General features: G+C 76.7%; 19 protein-coding genes. 1 reads left to right on the plus strand and 18 read right to left on the minus strand.

The genetic code is table 11. From position 1 onward, the window contains the following. Positions 1–20 precede the first annotated feature (20 nt). Positions 21–1,616, minus strand: a complete 1,596-nt coding sequence (locus ACI79G_RS16490) for a hypothetical protein (RefSeq protein ID WP_456882199.1) — start codon at positions 1,614–1,616, stop codon at positions 21–23. Between the two features lie 204 nt (positions 1,617–1,820). Here ACI79G_RS16490 and ACI79G_RS16495 point away from each other — a divergent pair, with 204 nt between their 5' ends. Continuing rightward, on the plus strand, positions 1,821–2,795 hold the full coding sequence (locus ACI79G_RS16495; protein WP_456882200.1) for a 4-hydroxy-3-methylbut-2-enyl diphosphate reductase: 975 nt from the start codon (positions 1,821–1,823) through the stop codon (positions 2,793–2,795). A 174-nt stretch (positions 2,796–2,969) separates the two neighbouring features. Here the strand turns inward: ACI79G_RS16495 and ACI79G_RS16500 are convergent, their stop codons facing one another. The 17 genes from ACI79G_RS16500 to ACI79G_RS16580 form a co-directional block, all read right to left on the minus strand. Beyond that, on the minus strand, positions 2,970–3,767 hold the full coding sequence (locus ACI79G_RS16500) for a DUF6542 domain-containing protein (RefSeq protein ID WP_456882201.1): 798 nt from the start codon (positions 3,765–3,767) through the stop codon (positions 2,970–2,972). A gap of 223 nt (positions 3,768–3,990) precedes the next feature. Further along, positions 3,991–5,109, minus strand: coding sequence for a DNA recombination protein RmuC (locus ACI79G_RS16505; protein WP_456882202.1), 1,119 nt, complete (start codon positions 5,107–5,109; stop codon positions 3,991–3,993). 151 nt (positions 5,110–5,260) lie between these two features. Next, positions 5,261–5,782 (minus strand): methylated-DNA--[protein]-cysteine S-methyltransferase, encoded by a 522-nt coding sequence (locus ACI79G_RS16510; RefSeq protein WP_456882203.1) that lies wholly within the window; start codon positions 5,780–5,782, stop codon positions 5,261–5,263. Continuing rightward, positions 5,779–7,266, minus strand: coding sequence for an AlkA N-terminal domain-containing protein (locus tag ACI79G_RS16515; RefSeq protein WP_456882204.1), 1,488 nt, complete (start codon positions 7,264–7,266; stop codon positions 5,779–5,781). The genes ACI79G_RS16510 and ACI79G_RS16515 overlap by 4 nt, the downstream gene beginning before the upstream one ends. Before the next feature lie 90 nt (positions 7,267–7,356). Then, positions 7,357–7,659: a hypothetical protein gene (locus tag ACI79G_RS16520; RefSeq protein ID WP_456882205.1), complete on the minus strand. Its 303-nt coding sequence runs from the start codon at positions 7,657–7,659 to the stop codon at positions 7,357–7,359. Between the two features lie 10 nt (positions 7,660–7,669). After that, entirely contained in the window at positions 7,670–8,338 is a 669-nt protein-coding gene (locus ACI79G_RS16525; RefSeq protein ID WP_456882206.1) for a cysteine hydrolase family protein, read from the minus strand. A 91-nt stretch (positions 8,339–8,429) separates the two neighbouring features. After that, entirely contained in the window at positions 8,430–9,146 is a 717-nt protein-coding gene (locus ACI79G_RS16530) for a PIG-L deacetylase family protein (protein WP_456882207.1), read from the minus strand. A gap of 2 nt (positions 9,147–9,148) precedes the next feature. Beyond that, positions 9,149–10,357 carry a glycosyltransferase family 4 protein gene (locus ACI79G_RS16535; RefSeq protein WP_456882208.1) on the minus strand — a complete coding sequence of 403 codons (1,209 nt, stop codon included), beginning with the start codon at positions 10,355–10,357 and terminating at the stop codon, positions 9,149–9,151. Next, positions 10,354–11,211: a sugar phosphate isomerase/epimerase family protein gene (locus tag ACI79G_RS16540; protein WP_456882209.1), complete on the minus strand. Its 858-nt coding sequence runs from the start codon at positions 11,209–11,211 to the stop codon at positions 10,354–10,356. Before ACI79G_RS16540 ends, ACI79G_RS16535 begins: the two co-directional genes overlap by 4 nt. Beyond that, on the minus strand, positions 11,208–12,671 hold the full coding sequence (locus ACI79G_RS16545) for a YcaO-like family protein (protein ID WP_456882210.1): 1,464 nt from the start codon (positions 12,669–12,671) through the stop codon (positions 11,208–11,210). The genes ACI79G_RS16540 and ACI79G_RS16545 overlap by 4 nt, the downstream gene beginning before the upstream one ends. Further along, the gene (locus ACI79G_RS16550) at positions 12,668–13,540 is read right to left on the minus strand and encodes an MBL fold metallo-hydrolase (RefSeq protein WP_456882211.1); all 873 of its coding nucleotides are present in this window, start codon (positions 13,538–13,540) and stop codon (positions 12,668–12,670) included. Before ACI79G_RS16550 ends, ACI79G_RS16545 begins: the two co-directional genes overlap by 4 nt. Then, positions 13,537–14,520: a Gfo/Idh/MocA family protein gene (locus ACI79G_RS16555; RefSeq protein WP_456882212.1), complete on the minus strand. Its 984-nt coding sequence runs from the start codon at positions 14,518–14,520 to the stop codon at positions 13,537–13,539. Before ACI79G_RS16555 ends, ACI79G_RS16550 begins: the two co-directional genes overlap by 4 nt. Before the next feature lie 121 nt (positions 14,521–14,641). Continuing rightward, complete coding sequence (locus ACI79G_RS16560; protein ID WP_456882213.1) at positions 14,642–15,667, minus strand: class I SAM-dependent methyltransferase; 1,026 nt, start codon at positions 15,665–15,667, stop codon at positions 14,642–14,644. Next, positions 15,664–16,563 (minus strand): hypothetical protein, encoded by a 900-nt coding sequence (locus ACI79G_RS16565; RefSeq protein WP_456882214.1) that lies wholly within the window; start codon positions 16,561–16,563, stop codon positions 15,664–15,666. The genes ACI79G_RS16560 and ACI79G_RS16565 overlap by 4 nt, the downstream gene beginning before the upstream one ends. After that, on the minus strand, positions 16,560–17,756 hold the full coding sequence (locus ACI79G_RS16570) for an inositol-3-phosphate synthase (protein ID WP_456882215.1): 1,197 nt from the start codon (positions 17,754–17,756) through the stop codon (positions 16,560–16,562). Before ACI79G_RS16570 ends, ACI79G_RS16565 begins: the two co-directional genes overlap by 4 nt. Positions 17,757–17,903: 147 nt before the next feature. After that, positions 17,904–18,488, minus strand: a complete 585-nt coding sequence (locus ACI79G_RS16575) for a GrpB family protein (protein ID WP_456882216.1) — start codon at positions 18,486–18,488, stop codon at positions 17,904–17,906. A 10-nt stretch (positions 18,489–18,498) separates the two neighbouring features. Further along, entirely contained in the window at positions 18,499–18,858 is a 360-nt protein-coding gene (locus tag ACI79G_RS16580; protein ID WP_456882217.1) for a cupin domain-containing protein, read from the minus strand. Positions 18,859–18,994 lie beyond the last annotated feature (136 nt).

Genomic DNA, 18,994 nt, shown 5'->3' on the forward strand with positions numbered 1-18,994 from the left:
GGGGAGGAGGGGGCCCTCCCTCAGGCGCCGCGGGGGGCCAGCGGGCTGTCCTCGACGGCCTGGCGCTCCAGCTTCTCCAGCCGGTTGCGCAGCATCCGCAGGTAGGGCTCGCGGGCCCGGGTGGCCTCCTCGTAGGCGACCAGGTCCGCCACGGTGGCCAGCTGGTAGCCGCGCAGCCGGCCGCGCAGCTGGGCGATGGTGAAGCTGTCGTAGCCCTCGACCGGGGCGGTGCCTGCGGCCGCGGCACCGGCGGTGTCCTCGGCCTCGTCAGCGGTCGCCGACTCGTCGACGTCGGTGCGGACGCCGGTCGCCGCCGCCACCTCGCCGCCGCCCTCGTCGGTGGCGACGACCTCGTCGGAGGTCTGGTCGGTGGCGGCCTCGTCGGTGGCGGCCTCGTCGGTCGTGGCCTCGTCGGTCGTGGCCTCGTCGGTCGTGGCCTCGTCGGTCGTGGCTTCGTCGGTCGTGGCGGAGGCGCTCGTGTCCTCGCCCCCGCCGACCTGGTCGTCGACCTGCGCGCCCGCGGCGGTGACGACCTCGTCGCCGCGGCCGGTCGCCTCGTGGTCGGCACCGGCCGGGGCGCCCTCGGTGGAGGGGCGGGTGTCCGCGTCGCTGACCTCGCTGCCGAGCGCCTCGTCGACACCGGTCTCCTGCCGGTCGGCCTGGGCGGGTGCGCCGGGGGTGTCGTCGGCCGGCGCCTCGGTCGCGGCGGGCGTCTGGTCGGTGGCCGTCTCGGTCGCGGTGGGGGTCTCGGGCGCGGCGGTGCTCTCGGTGGGCCCCTCGGGCGCGGCCACGCCCTCGTCGGTCACCGTGCCCTCGACGGTCGCGACACCGCCGTCCGGGGTGAGGACGTCGACCTCGGTGGTGACGTCGGGCGCGCCGGCCGCCTCGCCGACGGGCGAGCCGCCCGGGTCGCTCGGCGCCGGGGCCTCGGTGGGTGCCGACGGGTGGACGTCGAACTCGGTGGCCTCGGCGTCCAGCAGGGACGCCGGCGGGGTCGTGGGGCTCTCGGCGATCTCGTCGGTGTCGACGGTCCCGGTGTCCCCCGAGCCGCCGTCGACCAGCGCGCTGTCGGGTGCGCCGTCGGCCTCCAGCAGCGCGGTCTCCAGCGCGTCCTCTGTCGTGAGGCCGGGCTCGGCGCGGTCGACGTCGAGGTCGGCGGCGGCCACCTCGTCGGTGATGTCGGCCAGGGCTTCGACGACCTCCTCGGGCGCCGGCTCGGCGGGCAGCCCCGAGACCTCGTCGTCGATCAGCGCGGCGACCTCCTCGGCGACCTCCTCGTCGTCCACCGGCGCGGAGGCGCGGTCGAAGGACGTCGGCTCGTCGAACCCGGGCGCGCGGTCGAAGGCGGAGGTGCGCCCGGGGGTCTGCTCGGGGAGGTCCTCGTCGAACGTGGCCAGGCCGGGCTCGGACTCGCCGCGCAACCCGGTGAAGACCTCGTCCCCGCGGGCCACCAGGCCGGAGTAGTGCTGCTGCACCTTCATCGTGGCCTGCATGGCCAGCCCGATCACGCGCACGGGGAGGCTCGGCAGCGCCCGGGGCAGGTGGAGGGCGTCGTCGAGGACGGTGGCGGCCAGCCCGACCACCGCACGGACGACCTGTGGGATCTCACGCGACATGGCCCCACCCTGCCCCGAATCGCCGCGCCCGACACCCCGCTCTGGCGCGGACCACACCGATGGTGGTACGCGTCTCGTTCCTGGCGGCGGTCCCCGCAGGGTCCCGCTGCGAGTTCGCCCGTAGCAGGAGGCCGGGCTCCTGCAGGGGCCCGGTGTGAGCCTGCGAACACCGGGGGCAGGGGGGCCTGTAACTACCATGGGGCCATGGCTGATCAGCGCGGACGTGTCCTGCTGGCCGATCCCCGGGGCTACTGCGCCGGCGTGGACCGGGCGGTGGTCGCCGTCGAGCGCGCCCTGGAGATCCACGGCGCCCCGGTCTACGTCCGCAAGCAGATCGTCCACAACAAGCACGTGGTGGCGACGCTCGAGCGGCGTGGGGCGGTCTTCGTCGACGAGACCGACGAGGTGCCCGAGGGCTCGGTCGTCGTCTTCAGTGCGCACGGCGTCTCCCCGGCGGTGCACGAGGAGGCCGCGGCCCGGCAGCTGAGGACGATCGACGCGACCTGCCCGCTGGTGACCAAGGTGCACCAGGAGGCCAAGCGGTTCGCCCGCGACGACTACGACATCCTGCTGATCGGCCACCGCGGGCACGAGGAGGTCGAGGGCACCTCCGGCGAGGCGCCCGGGCACATCCAGCTCGTGGACGGCGACGAGGACGTGGCCAACGTCCAGGTGCGCGACCCGGAGAAGGTCGTCTGGCTGTCGCAGACGACGCTGTCGGTCGACGAGACGCTGGCGACGGTCGACCAGCTCAGGACCCGCTTCCCCGGCCTGCAGTCGCCGCCCAGCGACGACATCTGCTACGCCACGCAGAACCGGCAGCAGGCCGTCAAGCAGATGGCCGGCGAGTGCGACCTGGTCGTCGTCGTCGGGTCGACCAACTCGTCGAACTCCGTCCGGTTGGTCGAGGTGGCGCTGGAGGCCGGCGCCCGGGCCGCGCACCTGGTGGACTTCGCCTCCGAGATCGACCCGGCCTGGCTCGAGGGCGTCGGCACCGTCGGTGTGACCAGCGGCGCCTCGGTGCCCGAGGTGCTGGTCAGCGAGGTGCTCGACTGGCTGGCCGAGCGCGGCTACCCCGACGTCGAGACGGTGAAGGCCGCCGAGGAGCGCCTGGTGTTCGCGCTGCCGCACGAGCTGCGCGCGAAGCGCGCCCCGAGGCCCGCCTCCGACCCGGCCTGAGCGAGAGAGCTCCACCCGCCTGACAGGAGGGCCCCCTCCCGAATGGGAGGGGGCCCTTTCTGCCGGGATGGCGGCCCCGTCCAGAGGCTCGCCCGGCCCCGTCCAGGGCACCGCCCTGAGCTCGCGGAGGGCAGGTGGGCGGGGTCCTTCCCGGTGAGGAGGACGGGCCTCTGTTCAGCGGCGGGCGGCCCAGCGGATCAGCCCGACGACCGCGGCGGCGGCGGTGGCGACCGCCATGGCCGGGAAGCCGCGGATGAGCAGGGTGGCCACCGACGCGAGGTTCAGCGAGGCCGACGGCGCGAGCGCGGTGTTCAGCGCGGCCACGGCCACGTAGACCAGCGGCGGAGCGGTCACCGCGGTCAGCAGGTCGCTGCGGCGGACCACCAGGGTGGCCACGACGCTGGCCGCGGTCAGGGTCCCGAGCGTGGCCAGGCCCAGGCCGGTGCCGATCCAGGACTCGAGGGCCGCAGCGGCCAGGGTGACCAGGAAGACGGCGAGGACGGCGAACGCGCCCCGCACCCGGCCGCCGCTCTCCGGCGCCTGCGCCTTCGCCCCACGACCGCTCGGACGGCGGCCCGCGGGCCGGGGCTCGGGCGAGCGGGGAGCGGGGCGACGGTCGTCGGCGTCGAGGTCGGGCAGGTCGCGCGGGCGGTCCTCACGGCCCCGCGGCCGGTCGGCGTCGCGGGGAGCGGGACGGCTGCGCTCGGAGTCCCGGGCTGCGGGCCGCGCGCTGCGGTCGGCCGACGGGCGGGGCGGCGGCGGAGCGGGACGGTCGTCGCGGCGGCGCCCGGTGCGCGCCCTGTCCTCGGGGAACGGCGGCAGGTCGGTCGACCGCATCCGCGGGGGCGGCGGCGGGACCGGCGGGCGGCCGATGCGCGAGACGTAGTCCGCCCCCTCGGGACGGGCGGCGACGCGCCGGTCGGCACGCCCCCCGGACTCGCGCCAGGTGTCGGCGGTTCGCACCGAGGCCATGGCGGACCTCCCGTCCCCTCGTGGCGGACCTCCGAACGGGGGTCCCTGTCACGGGCAACGGTAACGACGGCCGGGGCGGGCACGACGCAGGACGGCACCGGTGCACGCTGTGCACAAGTGCCAAAACCGCAGGCCCGGATGCACATCCGCTGAGGACCGCGGGGTCCCTGTGACGCAGCGGTGCGGACGTGACGACGGTGGCACCTCAGGTCGTGCCCGGGTCTCAGCCGGTCGTGCCGTCGCGCTCCGCGGGACGGGACCCGTCGCCCCGCGGCGACAGCTCCGTCGGCCGGGGCAGCTCCCCGGGCAGCGGCAGCTCGGTGGGCCGCAGCGTGCGGACCGTGGCCTCGACCGGCGGCGGCGTGGGCACCGGCGACTCGGCGACCCCCAGGTCGTCGAAGCGGCGGGCGGCCACGAGCACCGACCCTTCGTAGGAGCCGACCGTCTCGTTGTAGCGGGTCAGCGTGGAGGACAGCGCCGAACCCAGCCGGGTGAGGTGACCGGAGAGGGTGGACAGGCGGGCGTGCAGCCGGCGGCCGACCTCGAGCACCTGGTCGGCGTCGCGGGCCAGCCGCTCCTGCCGCCACGAGTAGGCGACGGTGCGCAGCAGCGCCAGCAGCGTGCTGGGGGTGGCCAGCACGACGTCGCGGGCGAAGCCGTACTCCAGCAGCCCGGGCTCGGCCTCGAGGGCGGTGGTGAGGAACCCGTCGGAGGGCACGAAGAGGACGGTGAACGGCGCGGCCGGCCGGAACGCCGTGGGATAGCGGCGGGCGGCGAGGGCGTCGACGTGGGCGCGCAGCTGCCGGGCGTGCGCGGCGACCCGCTCCGCGCGCACCGCGACGTCCTCGGCCTGCACCGCCTCGATGTAGCCGGTGAACGGCACCTTGGCGTCGACCACCACCTGCCGGCCGTCGGAGAGGGTGACCACGAGGTCGGGGCGCACGCCGGCGCCGGCGTCGTTGGTGCTGGAGGGCTGCTCGACGAAGTCGCAGTGCTCGAGCAGGCCGGCGACCTCGACCACCCGGCGCAGCTGCACCTCGCCCCACCGGCCGCGCACGTGGGGGGTGCGCAGCGCGGTCACCAGCGCGGCGGTCTCCTGCCGGAGCAGCGCCGAGGTCTGCCCGACGGTGCCCATCTGCTCGCGCAGCTCGCCGTGCGCGGTGGCGCGGTCGCGCTCGATACCGGCCAGCAGCCGGTGCAGGTGGTCGAGCGACTCGTGCACCGGCTCCAGGACGTCGTCGGCCGGGCGGCGCCGGGACACCAGCGCGACGGCGCCGAGGGTGATCGCGGTGGCCAGCAGCGCGCCGACGAACAGACCGGTGAGCAGCGAGGCGGCGTCCACACCGAGAGGGTGCCGGACGTGACCGACACTTCCCGGCAGACACACGGCCGCCCTCCAGGGGCCCGCGCCGAGCCCGGTGAGGTGCTGGAACGGCCACCCTCCAGGGGCCCGCGCCGAGCGTGCGGACCGTGCGGGGAGGGGGGGTCCTGCTTCAGGCGGGGACGGGCGCGTGGGCCGCCTCGTGGTCGAGCAGCCACCGCTTGACCGGTGTCCCCCAGCGGAAGCCGCCCAGCCCGCCGTCCGAGCCGAGCACCCGGTGGCAGGGGATGAACAGCGCCGCGGCGTTGCGGGCGCAGGCGTTGGCCGCCGCGCGGATCGCCGCCGGCCGCCCGCAGCGCGCGGCGAAGGCGGCGTAGGTGTCCGGCTCCCCGGGCGGGACGGTGCGCAGCACCTCCCAGGCGTCCTCGAGGAAGGGGCCGGAGCGCTGGCGCACCGGGACCTCGTCGATGGCGGTGACGTCGCCGGCGACGAAGGCCTCGACCGCGTCGAGCACCGGGAGGTGCTCGACGGGCTCGACCCAGGCCGGCCGCAGCGCGCGGTGGACGACGGGGAGGAGGTCGGCGACGTCGGCGGTCCAGCCGCTGGCGAGGACGGCGCCGTCGCGGGCCACGACCACGGTGAACGGCCCGGGCGGGGTCTCGACGGTGGCGGAGCGGGCGGGGAGCGGGGTCATGAGGCGCTCCGTTCGAGGGGGAGTGGTCGGGTCGAGAGCGCGGGCACGGCGAGCGCCCACAGGTGCATCACGGCGTAGGACCGCCACGGCCGCCAGCGGGTGGCGGCGTCGCCGTCGGAGCTGCCGAGGGTGGCCAGCGAGCGCCGCAACGCCAGGTCGCCGGGCAGCCACACGTCGGGGTCGCCCAGGCCGCGCAGCGCGACCAGCGCGGCGGTCCAGGGGCCGATCCCGGGGACGGCGCGCAGCGCGCGGCCGGCCTGCTCGCGGTCGGCACCGGGGTCCAGCGTCACCGCCCCGGCCGTCAGCGCGCCGGCGAGCGCGTGCACGGTGCGCCGGCGCGCGCCGGTCAGCCCGACGGCGGTGAGGTCGGCGTCGACCAGGGCGGCCGGGCGCGGGAAGGCGTGGGTCAGCGTGCCCACCGGCTCGGGCAGCGGCGTGCCCGCGGCCCGCAGCACCCGGGCGGTGAGCGTGCGGGCGCCGGCGAGGGACACCTGCTGGCCGAGGACGGCGCGCACGGCCAGCTCGTCGGCGTCGGGGGAGGCGGGCACCCGGCGGCCGGGCGCGGTGGCGACGAGCCCGGCCAGCGCCGGGTCGGCGCCGAGGACGCCGTCGACCGCGGCCGGGTCGGCGTCGAGGTCGAGCATGCGGCGGCAGCGGGCCACCGCCGTCCCCAGGTCGCGCAGCGCGGGCAGCTCCAGCCGGGCGGTCACCGCGGCGCCGCCGTCCGGGGCGGGGGAGAGGTGCACGACCCCGGGCCCGTGCGGCAGGTCGAGCACGCGGGAGAACGTCGTCCCGTCCCACTCCTCCAGGCCGGGGACGGCGTGCACGCCGAGGAACAGCAGCACCTCGGCGGCCTCGTACGGGGCGCGCGCGGCCAGCCGGAGCGTCAGCCGGCCGGGAGTGCTGGGCGGGCCGGCCGGCGCGGTCCGCCGCAGCTCGGTCGGGGTGGCGGCGAAGACCTCGCGGACGGTGTCGTTGAACTGCCGGATGCTGGCGAACCCGGCGGCGAAGGCGACGTCGGCCATGGGCAGGTCGGTGGTCTCGACGAGCAGCCGGGCGGTCTGCGCGCGCTGCGCCCGGGCCAGCGCCAGGGGGCCGACGCCCAGCTCGCCGACGAGCAGCCGGTGCAGCTGGCGCTCGGAGTAGCCCAGCCGGGCGGCCAGGCCGGGGACGCCGGAGCGCTCGACCTCGCCGTCGCCGATGAGCCGGACGGCGCGGGCGACGACGTCGGCGCGGGTGTCCCACTCCGGCGAACCGGGGACGGCGTCGGGGCGGCAGCGGCGGCAGGCCCGGTACCCGGCGCCCTGGGCGGCAGCCGCGGTCGAGAAGAAGGTGACGTTGTGCGGCAGTGGCGTGCGGGCCGGGCAGGACGGGCGGCAGTAGATGCCGGTGGTGGCGACCGCGGTGAAGAACCAGCCGTCGAACCGGGCGTCCCGGCTGGCGACAGCGCGGTAGCAGCGTTCGGCGTCCAGGGGCGGTGTCACGCGACGAGCATGACAGCGCGGGGGCCGGGGGACTGGCGGTTTCCGGACGCGGCCGTGGGTCCGGGTGGGCCGGGACGGGAGGGAGCCCGGCTAGGCGAGCCGGCCGTCGTCGCGGACGACGCGCAGGTGCGGGCCGGTGCAGACGTCGGCGCGGGGGTCCTCGACGAGCGGCAGGCCGACCACGCGGCGGACCCGGTTCTCCGGGACGTCGAGGGCGCGGGCCAGCGCCGCAGCCAGGCGCTCGCTCACCATCCCCGAGTGCCGGCCGGCCGCGATGCGCGCGATGGTCTCGGGCGCGATCGCCCACTGGGCCCTCCGCGATGCCGCCTGGGCGCTCGAGGACAGCTCGAGCAGGCGTCGCTGCACCAGGCGCTGCAGGTCGTCGTCCGCCACCCGGAACAGGCTAGGCCGACGCGGCCCCCCGGGGCACTCCGACGGCGCCGAAGGCGTCCACGACGTCCCGGCTGCTGCAGCGGTAGGTGAGCAGGCTGTAGTCGAGGCTCGCCAGCGAGCGCTGCGCCGCCTCCGGGTCGACCACCCCGCAGGCGTCCTCCACCACGACCGGCAGGAGGCCGAGGTCGGCGGCGTGCCGGGCGGTCGGCTCGATCCCGATCTCGAGGACGGCGCCGACCAGGACCAGCGTGGTCACACCTCGGTCGCGCAGCACCTGCTCGACCGGGGTGCCGACGAACGCCGACATGCCGAGCTTGTCGAGCACCGGTTCGCCGTCCACCGGCGCCAGCTCGCCGGCGACCTGGGTGTGCGGCGCGTCCGGCGGGAAGGCCGCGGTCACCGCGGCCGCCTCGCCCAGCCGCTGCCACGCCATGGCGGTGCGCAGCGCCGCCACGCCCATGTGCGTCGGCGGGAGCGACACGTGCCGCACGTACAGCACCGGGACACCCGACGCCCGGGCCGCCTGCAGGACCGCGCCGATCCGCTCGACCACCCGGTCCCTGTCCTGGACGTGGGCCAGGATGCCCACCTGCGCGTCGTAGACGAGCACCGCCGACGTCGTCGGACGGCACATCTCGCCCACCGTCTCGGGGACGGCCATGCCGAAGGCCTGCTGCATGCGCGGCAGCCTGGCAGCCCCCGGCAGCTCCGCGAGCGGTCGAGCACGCGGCGGGTGGGGACGGCGCCGGGTCCGGCAGGACGCCGGCGGCTCAGCCGGCCGGGACGGCGGCGGTCGCGAGCACCTCCCGCGCCCGGTCGCCGGCCAGCAGCACCTCGGGCAGGCCGGCCAGCGCGGTGCGCATCTGCTCCACGCCGCCGAACTGGAAGCCCAGCTGGGTGGGGTAGCAGGCGCAGGCGTCGGCGCGCCGGTCGAGGTCCTGCGGCAGGTGCACCTCGGCCAGCCCGCCGGGCAGCGCCGGGCCGGGGACGGCGGCCGGGTCGCGCAGCACGTAGGGGCTGTCGCGCCACCACAGCACCGGCCGGTCCAGGCCCGCCACGGCCCGCAGCACCTGCAGGTGGTCGACGTGCCCGCCGAGCGCCTGCGGGGCCAGCCACAGGTCCGCCTCGTGCTCCGCCAGCGCCGCGGCCAGCGACCGCCACACCTGGTCGTCCTCGTGCACGCCGGCGAAGAGGTCGGCGGCGCTGGTGTACCCGCGGTGCGGCGCCTCGGGCAGTCCCAGGTAGACCGGGCTGGCGCCCAGCACGGCCATCGCCGCGGCGTCCTCGTCGCGGCGCAGGGCCAGGTAGTCGACGTCGGCCGGCAGCCCCTTGTCCAGCTGGCAGGCCAGCGCGAAGCCGGCCGGGTCGGGCACGCTCGCGGTGAAGCAGGTGACCACGGTGACCTCGTGGCCGGCCGAGGCCAGCGCCGCGAGCGTGCCGCCGACGGAGAAGGCGGCGTCGTCGAGGTGCGGGCTGACCGCGAGCACCCTCACAGGAGGTGCGCCGCGGAGCGGAACCGGCAGGACAGGTCGACGTCCGAGGGCATCGACCAGTCGGCGGACGGCGTCGTCCCCACCACCGAGCGGTGGACGGCGTCGATCGAGGCCGCCAGCACCGGCCAGGAGTAGAGCCGCCGCACCTCCTCGAGCGCCGTCGTCGCCAGCCGGGTGCGCAGCGCGCCGTCGTCCAGCAGGCGGGTCAGCGCGGCCCGCAGCCCGGCGACGTCCCCGGGCGCGTGCAGCAGCCCGTTCTCCTCGTGGCGCAGGCAGTCGACGACGCCGACGCTGTCGGTGCTCACCGTCGGCAGCCCGCTGGCCATCGCCTCGAGCAGCGTGTTGCTGAACCCCTCGCTGTAGGTGGGGCTGACGAAGACGTCGGCCGAGCGGTAGACCTCCGGCGCCCGGTCGGGCGGGACGTAGCCGAGGAACGTCGTCCGCTCGTCGGCGCGGGCCCTGGCCTCGTCGAGGTCCGGGCCGATGCCCGACACGACCAGGCGGACGCCGTCGGGCAGCGCCTCGAGCAGGTCGAGCACGCCCTTGCGCCGGTCCACCCGGCCGTGGAACAGCAGCACCGGCGGCTCGCGCAGCGCGCCCAGCGGCCGCTCGGCCGGCGTGAACCGCCGGGTGTCGGTGGCGCCGGGGACGATCGTGAACCGCGCCGGGTCGCTGCCGAGGTTGCCGACCACCTCGTCGCGGAAGCTGGCGCTGCCGATCAGCACCGCGCTCGAGCAGTCCACCACCGTGCGCATCGCCTCGGCGTGGGTGGTGCAGCAGGTGCCCACCCAGTGGCCGTCGCCGCCCTGGATGCTCACCACGGCCGGCAGCCCGGTCTCGCGGGCGGCGGCCAGCACCGCCAGGCCCGGCGGGTAGCCGTACTGGGCGTGCAGGACGTCGAAGGGGCGCTCGGCGTGCAGCCCGACGACGGTGCGCACGATCTCGTCGATGTCGCCCTCCCAGTCGGCGGGGACGACGGTCTCGCCGCGGCTGGGCAGCGCGACCACCTCGACGCCGGCCGGGACCCGGTCGGGCGGGGGCGGGCCGCCGCCGTAGACGCGGGTGCCGGCCTCGTCGTCGCGGTACTGGCTGACCAGCGTGACGTCGTGGCCGAGGGCGACCAGCTCGCGCAGCAGGTTCTCCGCGTACACGCTCATGCCGCTGACCGCCGGCCAGTAGCGGCGGCTGACGAAGCAGGTCCTCATGCCCGTTCGGCCTCCCTCAGCGTCGCGATCGCGCGCGGCACCATCTCGTGCGCGCGGTGCCCGTCGCGGGAGAGCTCGAGGGTGACCAGCCGCTCGTAGCCCACCTCCCGCAGCGCCCGCAGCACGGCGGGCAGGTCCACGTCCCCCTCGTCGAGGGGCAGGTGGTCGTGCACGCCGCGGCGCATGCCCTCGACGGCGACCGTGCCCAGGTGCGGGGCGAACGCGGCGACCGCCTCCTGCGGCTCGTACGCCCCGGCGACGACGCAGTGGCCGGTGTCGAGCGCCAGCGTGATGCCCGGCGCCTCCTCGGCCAGCCGGGCCCAGCCGTCGCAGTCCTCGACCAGCATCCCGGGCTCGGGCTCGACGGCCAGGGCGTAGGAGCGCCCGCCGTGGCTGTCGACCAGCGCGCGCACGCCGTCGACCACCCAGCCCCACGCCTCGTCGCGGTCCACCCCCGGCCGCGGCACGCCGGCCCAGAAGCTGACCGCCTCGGCACCCAGCACCTCGGCCAGGTCGCAGGCCAGCCGCAGGTAGGCCAGCCGCCGCGCCCGGCCCTCGGCGTCCGGGGTGACCAGCGTCGGCTCGTGCTTCACCCGGGGGTCGAGCAGGTAGCGGGCGCCGGTCTCGACGACGACGTCCAGCCCCAGCTCGTCGCAGCGCGCCCGTGTCTTCTCGGCCTGCGCGAGGGCGTCGGGCGCGAACGGGTCGAGGTGGACGACGTCCAGCGTGAGCGCGACCCCCGCGTAGCCGGTGTCGGCGAGGAAGGGCAGCGCGTCGGACAGCCGGTGCGAGGTCAGCCCGTTGGTGTTGTAGGCGTACCTCAGGTCCCTCGGCGGCCTCGCCAGCTCGGTCACCGCGCCAGCACCTCCGCGACCGTGTGCCGGCCGGGCTCCCGGTAGAGGGCGTACAGCGCGCCCACCCGCCGGTCGGCGCCCGCCCGGTCGAACCAGGCCGGCCCGCCGAGCCGGTCCTCGGCCTCCGCGGCCAGGTGCACCCGTGCCCAGCCACCGGGGTCGGCGCCGACGGCCACCAGCGGGTCGCCGCGCTCGACCAGCCGGCGCACGCCGCGCTCGCCGATCCGCCCGTACGACATCGTCTCGACCTCCAGGCCCGGCACCAGGACCTTGGCCGCGACCGCGTCGCCCACGGAGGGCTGCAGCTCCACCAGGACGTCGTGCCCGGCGGCGTGCAGGGCGTCGACGACGGTTCCGTGCAGGTCGTCCCCGGACCAGGTCGGCAGATCGGCCAGCGCGACGACCTCCCGGCGCGACAGGACCGAGTCCTGCAGCAGGCCGACCAGCGCGCCGGTGCCCATCCGGGTCCAGGCCAGCATCGCCTCCAGCGCGCGGTCCTCCTCGACCAGCCGCTCCGGCGGGTGCCCGCCGCGCCAGGAGTCCAGGTAGCCCGGCGGGGTCGCCGGCAGGACGACGTCGAACGGGCCGTGCATGAACGCCTTGCGGCTGCGCGCCGACGCGAACTCGTGCAGCGCCTTGCGGACGGCGGTGTCCCGGTCGGGGTGCGCCGCCTCGCCGCACGCCGTCGCCATGACCGGCACCGGCTCGGACAGGTCGCGCGAGCAGCCGACCGCGTAGACGTCGACCACGCCGAAGTCCGTCGCCGCCAGCTTCACCACCACGTCGATGCCCGCGGCGTCGAGCCGGTCGAGCAGCGCCAGCGCGTCGGGGTCGCGGAGACCGGCGAGGTCCACCACGACGCCGCGGTCCATCGCGCGGAAGGAGGTGGCGTTGCCGTCGCGCTGCAGCACCTCGAGCAGCGCGTGCGCGACCGCCCGGTCGGCGTCGAACGCCGCGCCCTGCCCGTTGGTGACCACCGTGGTCAGCCAGCCGCCGGGGGGCGGGGCGCCGGGCAGGTCGTCGGGCGCGGAGGCGACCAGCTCGGCGGGCACCAGCACCGTCTCGCCGTCCCGCTGCCGGGTCGTCGGCAGCCACTGCAGCGGCCGGTCGTCGTCGTAGGCGCTGCCGGCCTCCAGGCACAGGGTGCGCGGGTCGGCCACCCGGTCGCGGCCGTGCCGCCGGGTCATCTCCGCGTAGGAGCCCTGCTCCCGCTCGACGCCCTGGTGCGCGCGCAGCGACAGCGCCATCTCGGCCATCTCGCCCAGCGCCCCGGTGCGCGCCTCCTCGCGGGTGGCGCCGTAGCCCAGTCCGCTGCCGCCCGGGTGCTGCGGGCCGGGCGGCAGGACCGCGCTGTGCAGTGGCACGTCGAGGACGTCGAGGCCCTCGATGGCGAACTCCTCGACGGTTCCCGGGAACGAGTCGAGGTACCGCTGCGAGGCGGTGAGCTCGGTCGTCGTCACAGTTCCTCCAGCGCGACGGGGGCGGCGTCCGGCGGGCCGGAGAGCAGCCGCTGCACCAGGTGGACGACGTGGTCGGTGGTCACCCCGCGGACCAGCTCGAACGGCGTCGCGACCGCCTCGAAGTCCAGCGCGCCCACCACGGTCAGGTACTCGCGCAGCTCGCCGTGGGAGAGCGGGATCTGCGCGTGGAAGGCCTTGTGCGCGCTCAGCGCGACCGGGGCGCCGGCCTCGTCGAGGTCGACCTTGAGCGAGTCGCCGCAGAAGAGGACGCCGCGGCGGCGGTCGTGCAGCACCGAGTGCCCGGGGAAGTGGCCGCCGGTGCGGTGCAGCGTGAGGTCCGGGGCCAGCTCCAGCTCGTCGTCCGCCGGCCAGGTGACCCGGAAGGCCTTGGTCCACTCCAGGTCCCGGACGCCGACGCACACCACCCGCGGCTCGAGCTCCTGCTGCAGCTGCCACAGCGCGCCGTAGCCGTGCACGTGGCTGGAGGCCAGCACGTCGAACCCGCCTCCCGCCTCGGCCATCCGCCGCAGCCGGTCGAGCATGTCGGCGGTGTACCAGGGAGCGCACTCGAAGCCGACCAGGCCGGCGTCGCTCTCGATCACCCAGCCGCGGCTGTCCAGGCCGAAGCGCGGGTGCGTCCCGAACTCGGTGACGCCCTCGACGGCGGTCGGCCGGCAGAAGCCCTCGACCAGCGCCTCGACCTGCGCGGGCGTCACGAACTCGAAGCCGTTCTCGGGCAGCGCGTTGCGGACGTCGGCGCAGACCGGGCACACCAGCGGCCCGGGCGCCGGCCAGCGCTGCCAGTGCCCGCAGTTGGTGCAGGCGTAGGCGGGCAGGTCGGGCAGCAGCCCGCGGTAGGGGTTGGTCATCTCGCGTCTCCCAGAGCGGTGAGGAGGAGGCGGTGCAGCGCCAGGTCGCGGGCGGCGTCGAACGGCCAGGGCGCGCGCCCGGCGACCGCGGCGGTGAAGGCGGCGAACTGCGCGGCGAAGGGGGAGTCCCCGGCGAAGGGGACGTCGACCGGGTCGGGCCGGTACAGCGTGAGCGACCCGCCCGCGGTCTGGCCCATCGTGTCGACGGCGACGGCCATCCCGCGGGTGCCGACGACCTCGAGCCGGCGGCGGGGGAGCGCGTCGGGGGTGTTGAAGGCGACGTGCAGGTCGACCAGCACGCCGGTCGCGGTGCGCCCGGACAGCAGCGCGCCGTCGTCCACCGGGTAGTCCTGCACCCGCCGCTGCAGCAGCGCGCGCAGCTCGACGACGTCCTCCCCGAGCAGCACGCCGGCGAGGTCGAGGCCGTGCGGGGCCAGGTCGATCGCCGCGCCGCCGCCGGCCCGCGACCGGTCGACCCGCCAGTTGTCGTGCGGCCGGCCGTCCGGCGACCAGTCGGCGGGCAGCCAGCAGCAGTAGACGATCCGCACCGCGGTCACCGTGCCCAGCTCGGGCACCAGCTCGCGCAGCCGCACGTGGGCGGGGTGCCAGCGCTGGTCGTACGCCGTCCCGAGGAGGACGCCGGCCTCGCGGGCGGCGGTCACCATCGCACGGGCGTCGGCGACGTCGGCGGCCAGCGGCTTCTCGCAGAGCACCGCCTTGCCGGCCGCGGCCACCGCCTCGACCACCTCGCGGTGCGCGGCGTTGGGGACGGCGACGTAGACCGCGTCCAGGCCGGGTGTGGCGAGGAAGGCGCCGAGGTCGGCGTGTGCCGGCGCGTCGACGGGCACGCGGGCCAGCGCGCCGGGGTCCCGGTCGTGCAGCGCGACCACCCGGGCGCCCGGCGTCGCAGCGAGGGCGGGCAGCGCGTGGTCGCGGGCCACCCAGCCGCAGCCGGCGACCCCCCACCCGATGGCGTTCACGGCGCACCTCCTCTGCGGGTGCCGGCCGCGAGTGCGACGAACTCGTGACCATCGCGCGCCGATCGCCACGAGTTCGTCGCACTCGCCGGACGGGGGTGGTCCAGTCGGGCGCCGGTGCCGCTCACCACGCCTCCGGGAGGTCGACGAGCAGCCGGCGGCGGGCGGCGTCGGCGGGCAGCGGGTCGGGCCAGCGGGCCGGCAGGTACGCCGAGCGCGGGCCGTACTCACCGGCGTAGCGCTGGCTCGGCCAGCGCAGCTCCCCGCCGGCGTACAGCGGGTTGGGCCGCAGCGGCGGCAGCGGCTCGCCGAGGTCGACCGGGGCGGGGGACAGCGGGTCGCCGGCCACCAGCGCCACCGCCTCGCTCGCGTGCAGCGCGGCGGCCGGGGCGGGGCGCGGCGGCCGGCCCTCGAGCAGCGCGTCGGTCAGCTCGGCGTCGTCGTAGAGCAGGTCGGTGCCGAGCACCGCGGCGTAGCCCTCCGGCGTCAGCGGCTCCCCGTGCGGGTCGGCGACGTGCGCGTGCCCCACGACGACGGTGCCGCCGTCCCCGGCGAGCTCGTGCATCGCCGCGGCGGCGGCCGGCTTGTCGCGCAGGAAGTAGAAGGCGTCGTGGCACACCACGTAGGCCGGCGCCGGCACGCCCAGGTCGGGTGCCCCCGTCACGTCGGCGCAGACGTAGCGCGCCGACGGGCAGACGAAGCGCCGCGCCAGCCACAGCTTGGCCCAGACGACGTCGACGCCCACCAGGTCGGTGCAGCCGCGGCGGGCCAGCTCGCGCAGGTGGGTGCCGGTGCCGCAGGCGACGTCCACCACCGGCCTGCTGCCCGGCCAGTGCTGCTGCAGCAGTGCCAGCCCGGCCAGGTGGGTCGGGTCCGACCAGCGGTGGGTGAAGTAGTCGGCGACCCGGCCCATGCCGAGCAGGTCCATCGCCTCGCGCAGGGTGCGCGCCGCCGGGACGCGGGCCAGCTGCTCGGGCGGCGGGGGCGGCTCGGTCCACCAGTCGTCGGCGTCGGCCAGCAGCGCCACGCGGGCGCGGTCGACCTCGCCGCGCGCCAGCAGGCCGGCCACCTCCGCGCGCAGCTCGTCGCGTCCGGCCCGGGCGTACGGGATGCCGTCGACCACCGGGACCGCCGGAGCCGCTGTGCTCACAGCCCGGCCGCAGCCAGGACGTCGAGGTGGAAGGCCTGCACCGGCCCCGCGTGCACGAGCTCGAGGTCGTCGAGCGCCTGCGACGCGGTGAACGCCGCCGCGCGCGCGTGGTGGTGCACCTGCAGCACCCGGTCGAGGACGTCGGCGGCGTGGAAGGCCTGCGACTCCGGCGCACCGGCGTCCGCCCGCAGCCGCAGCACCGTGCGCAGCCGCGCGGCCAGCGGGCCGGGCAGGGCGGCCAGCTCCCGTTCCTCCAGCGTCGTCACGACCCGGTCGAGCGCCGAGCCGAGCAGCACCTCGCCGGCGAACCCGGCGTCCGGCAGCGCCACGTTGTGCAGGTGGTGGGCCAGCCCGACGAGGAACGGCGCCACCGGGTCGGCACCGAACGCCGGGGCGACGAGGACGCCGTAGACGGCGACGGTCAGGCAGTGGTCGCCGTGGCTCTCCGGCGGCTCGACGACCACCCGCGGCTTGCCCGGAGCGGTGGCCCCGGCACGCGGCTGGCGGTTGAGCCGCTCGGCGAGCGGAGGGGGCTGCGGCGTCGGGACGGCGAGCGGCAGGGCCGCGCGCAGCCGGGCCCGCAGGCCGGCGTCCAGCGGGCCGGCGACCTCGTCGAAGCCGCGGCGCAGCACGTCGCGGGCGTCGTCGTCGGTCAGGCCCGCCGTCCGGAGCACCGCACCGTCGATGCCGGCCAGCCGGGCGCGGGCCACGGCCGCCGCCGTCTCCGACAGCGCGACCGTGGCCGCGTCCTCACCCGCGACCAGCCGCCCCCAGGCGCGGGCGAAGGCCTGCTCGGCCAGCGACCCGGGGGCGTCGGCGACGCGGACCCGCTTGGCGTCGCCGACCTCGGTCAGCAGCGGGCGGAGCTCGGCGAGGGCGGGGGAGCCGCCCGTCACCGGCCGGCCGGCGCGCCGGCGACCCAGTCGAGCAGCACGCGCTCCTGCCGGTGCAGGGCGTGCTCGGGGGTGCTGCCGTCCGGGGACATCGGCGCCTTGAAGAACCAGCCGAACTGGGTCTGCACGCCGGCCGCACCGCGCTGCTGGGCCAGGTCGGTCAGCCGGGCCAGCTCGATGGCCAGCGGCGCGGCCAGGATCGAGTCGCGGCACTGGAAGTCGACCTTGACCTGCATGCGCTGGCCGAGGAAGCCGACCAGGTCGATGGCGTCCCAGGCCTCCTTCTGGTCGCCGCGCGGGCGGTAGTAGTCGATCCGCACGACGTGGTCCTCGACCGGGTAGCCGAGGATCGAGTCCAGCACGCTGCCCTTGGTCTGCAGCTTGCTCGACAGCGAGTCCGGGTCCTCGAGGGCCAGGCCGTCGCGGTTGCCGAGGATGTTGGTGGAGTACCAGCCCTCGACGGTGAGCGAGCGGCTGCGGAAGGCCGGCGCGAGCACCGTCTTGAGCATCGTCTGGCCGGTCTTGCCGTCCTTGCCGGCGACCGGGACGCCGCGGCGCTCCGCGAGGGCCACCAGCGCGGGGACGTCGGCGGCCAGCGACGGCGTGAAGTTGACGTAGCCCACGCCCTCGGCGATCGCGGCGTAGGCGTAGACCATCGCCGGGGTGATGGCCCGGTCGTCGGCGTCCAGCCCGGCCTCGAACGCCTCGATCGTCTGCAGCGCGGGCGCCTCCGGGTCCGGCCAGCGCTCGGTGGAGGCCAGGTTCACCAGCACGAGCCCGTCGAGGTCGTGCTCCTCGCGGAACCGGCGCAGGTCGGCCCGGACGGCGTCGACCTGGGCGCGGCGGGTCTCGGCCAGCACCACGTTGCCGCCGGTCACGTTCCGGCAGAAGTCGGCGTCGCCGGCCGCGGGCCAGGGCGTCACCGAGGACAGGTGCGGCCCGGCCTGCTCCAGCTGGTGGGGGTCGAGGACGCCGTGCAGCTCGGCGGCCTTGCGGAGGTCGGTGCCGTCGAGGTCCCAGCCCCCGACGACGAGGTCGGCGTACCCGGCCATCCCGGTCGCCTCCTCGACGGGGCGGCCGTCGACCTCCAGCTGCGCCAGTGGCAGCCCGGTCGTGTCACCCGTGCCGTTGCGGAGCAGTTCCAGCCCCGCCACGGCGGTCGTGGCGACCGCTCCTCCGAGGCCGACGACGGCCATCCCGACCCGACGTGGTCCAGCGGACAACGGATCCCCCTCGCACTCGACACCATGACGCGCCATCTAGCGTGGCACGGGTCACAGGCGTCCGCAGCCCGGAGCTGGAATCGGTCCAAGATTGGACTGGAATCCAACGCTGAGCGGCGATCACAACCCCGGAGGACGGCGGCCCACCGCCCGTGCGCGGGCGATGACCGACTCGATCACCTCGCCCTTGGCCGCGGCGTAGTGGTTGACGTCCGTCCACAGCTCGCCGGCGAGCTCCTCCTTGCGCGCCTGGTACCGAGCGCGGTCGGCCGGGTCCGCGCGCAGCTGCTCGCGGAAGAGGAGGCACCGTTCGACCTCGGGGTCGTCCGCAGCCCAGACGTGGACGTTCGCGTCGGGGCCGCGGCCCTCGGGGACGACCAGGCACCGGTGTCCGGGCTCGCGGACGTGCAGCCGGTAGCCGGCGGCCTCCAGCCGGGAGACGACGTCCGGGGCCTCCGGGTCGGCGACGGTCACCAGGACGTCGACGCGCGGTTTGGCCCGCAGCCCCGGGACCGACGTCGACCCGATGTGCTCGACGGCCAGGGCGTCGCTGCCGAGAGCGGCGCGGATGCGGGCCTCGTGCGCGGCGAACTGCCGCGGCCAGTCGGGGTCGGGGTCGACGAGGACGACGCGCTTCGGCGTGGTGTCGCGCGGCCCCACGACGACGCGGTCGAGGTACTCGTCGTCGAGTGGCCCCGGGGGCATGCGGGGCTCCTCACGCGAGCCGGCGCTCGGCCGTCAGCTCGCCGGGCGAGTCCCCGGTGTTGACGGTCGCGCTCGGCTCGACCAGGAGCACCTCCGCGCCGTCCGGGGAGAACGGCTGGTGCGGGGTGCCCCGCGGGACGACGTAGAGCTGGCCCGGGCCGAGGACGACGTCACCGTCGTCCATGCGGATGGTCAGGGAGCCGGAGAGGACGAGGAACACCTCGTCGGTTACGGGGTGGCTGTGCCGGGTGAACTCGCCGTGGGTCCTGACGACCCGCACGTCGTAGTCGTTCAGGACGGCGACCGTGCGCGGCTGCCAGGGTTGGTCGATCCGGGAGAGGACGGCGGCGAGGTCGACGGGGCCGGGCATGCGGCCATGGTGCTCCTCGCGGTAACCCGAGCGGGGCCTCCCGGCGTGCGGGGTGTGGGGCGGGCGTCGCACGACCCGTGGCGGGTCAGGAGGAGGCCTCCCCGAGACCGCGGCCGGGGTCGGCCGGCGGCCCGTA

The sequence above is a fragment of the Geodermatophilus sp. SYSU D00779 genome (genome assembly GCF_054050595.1).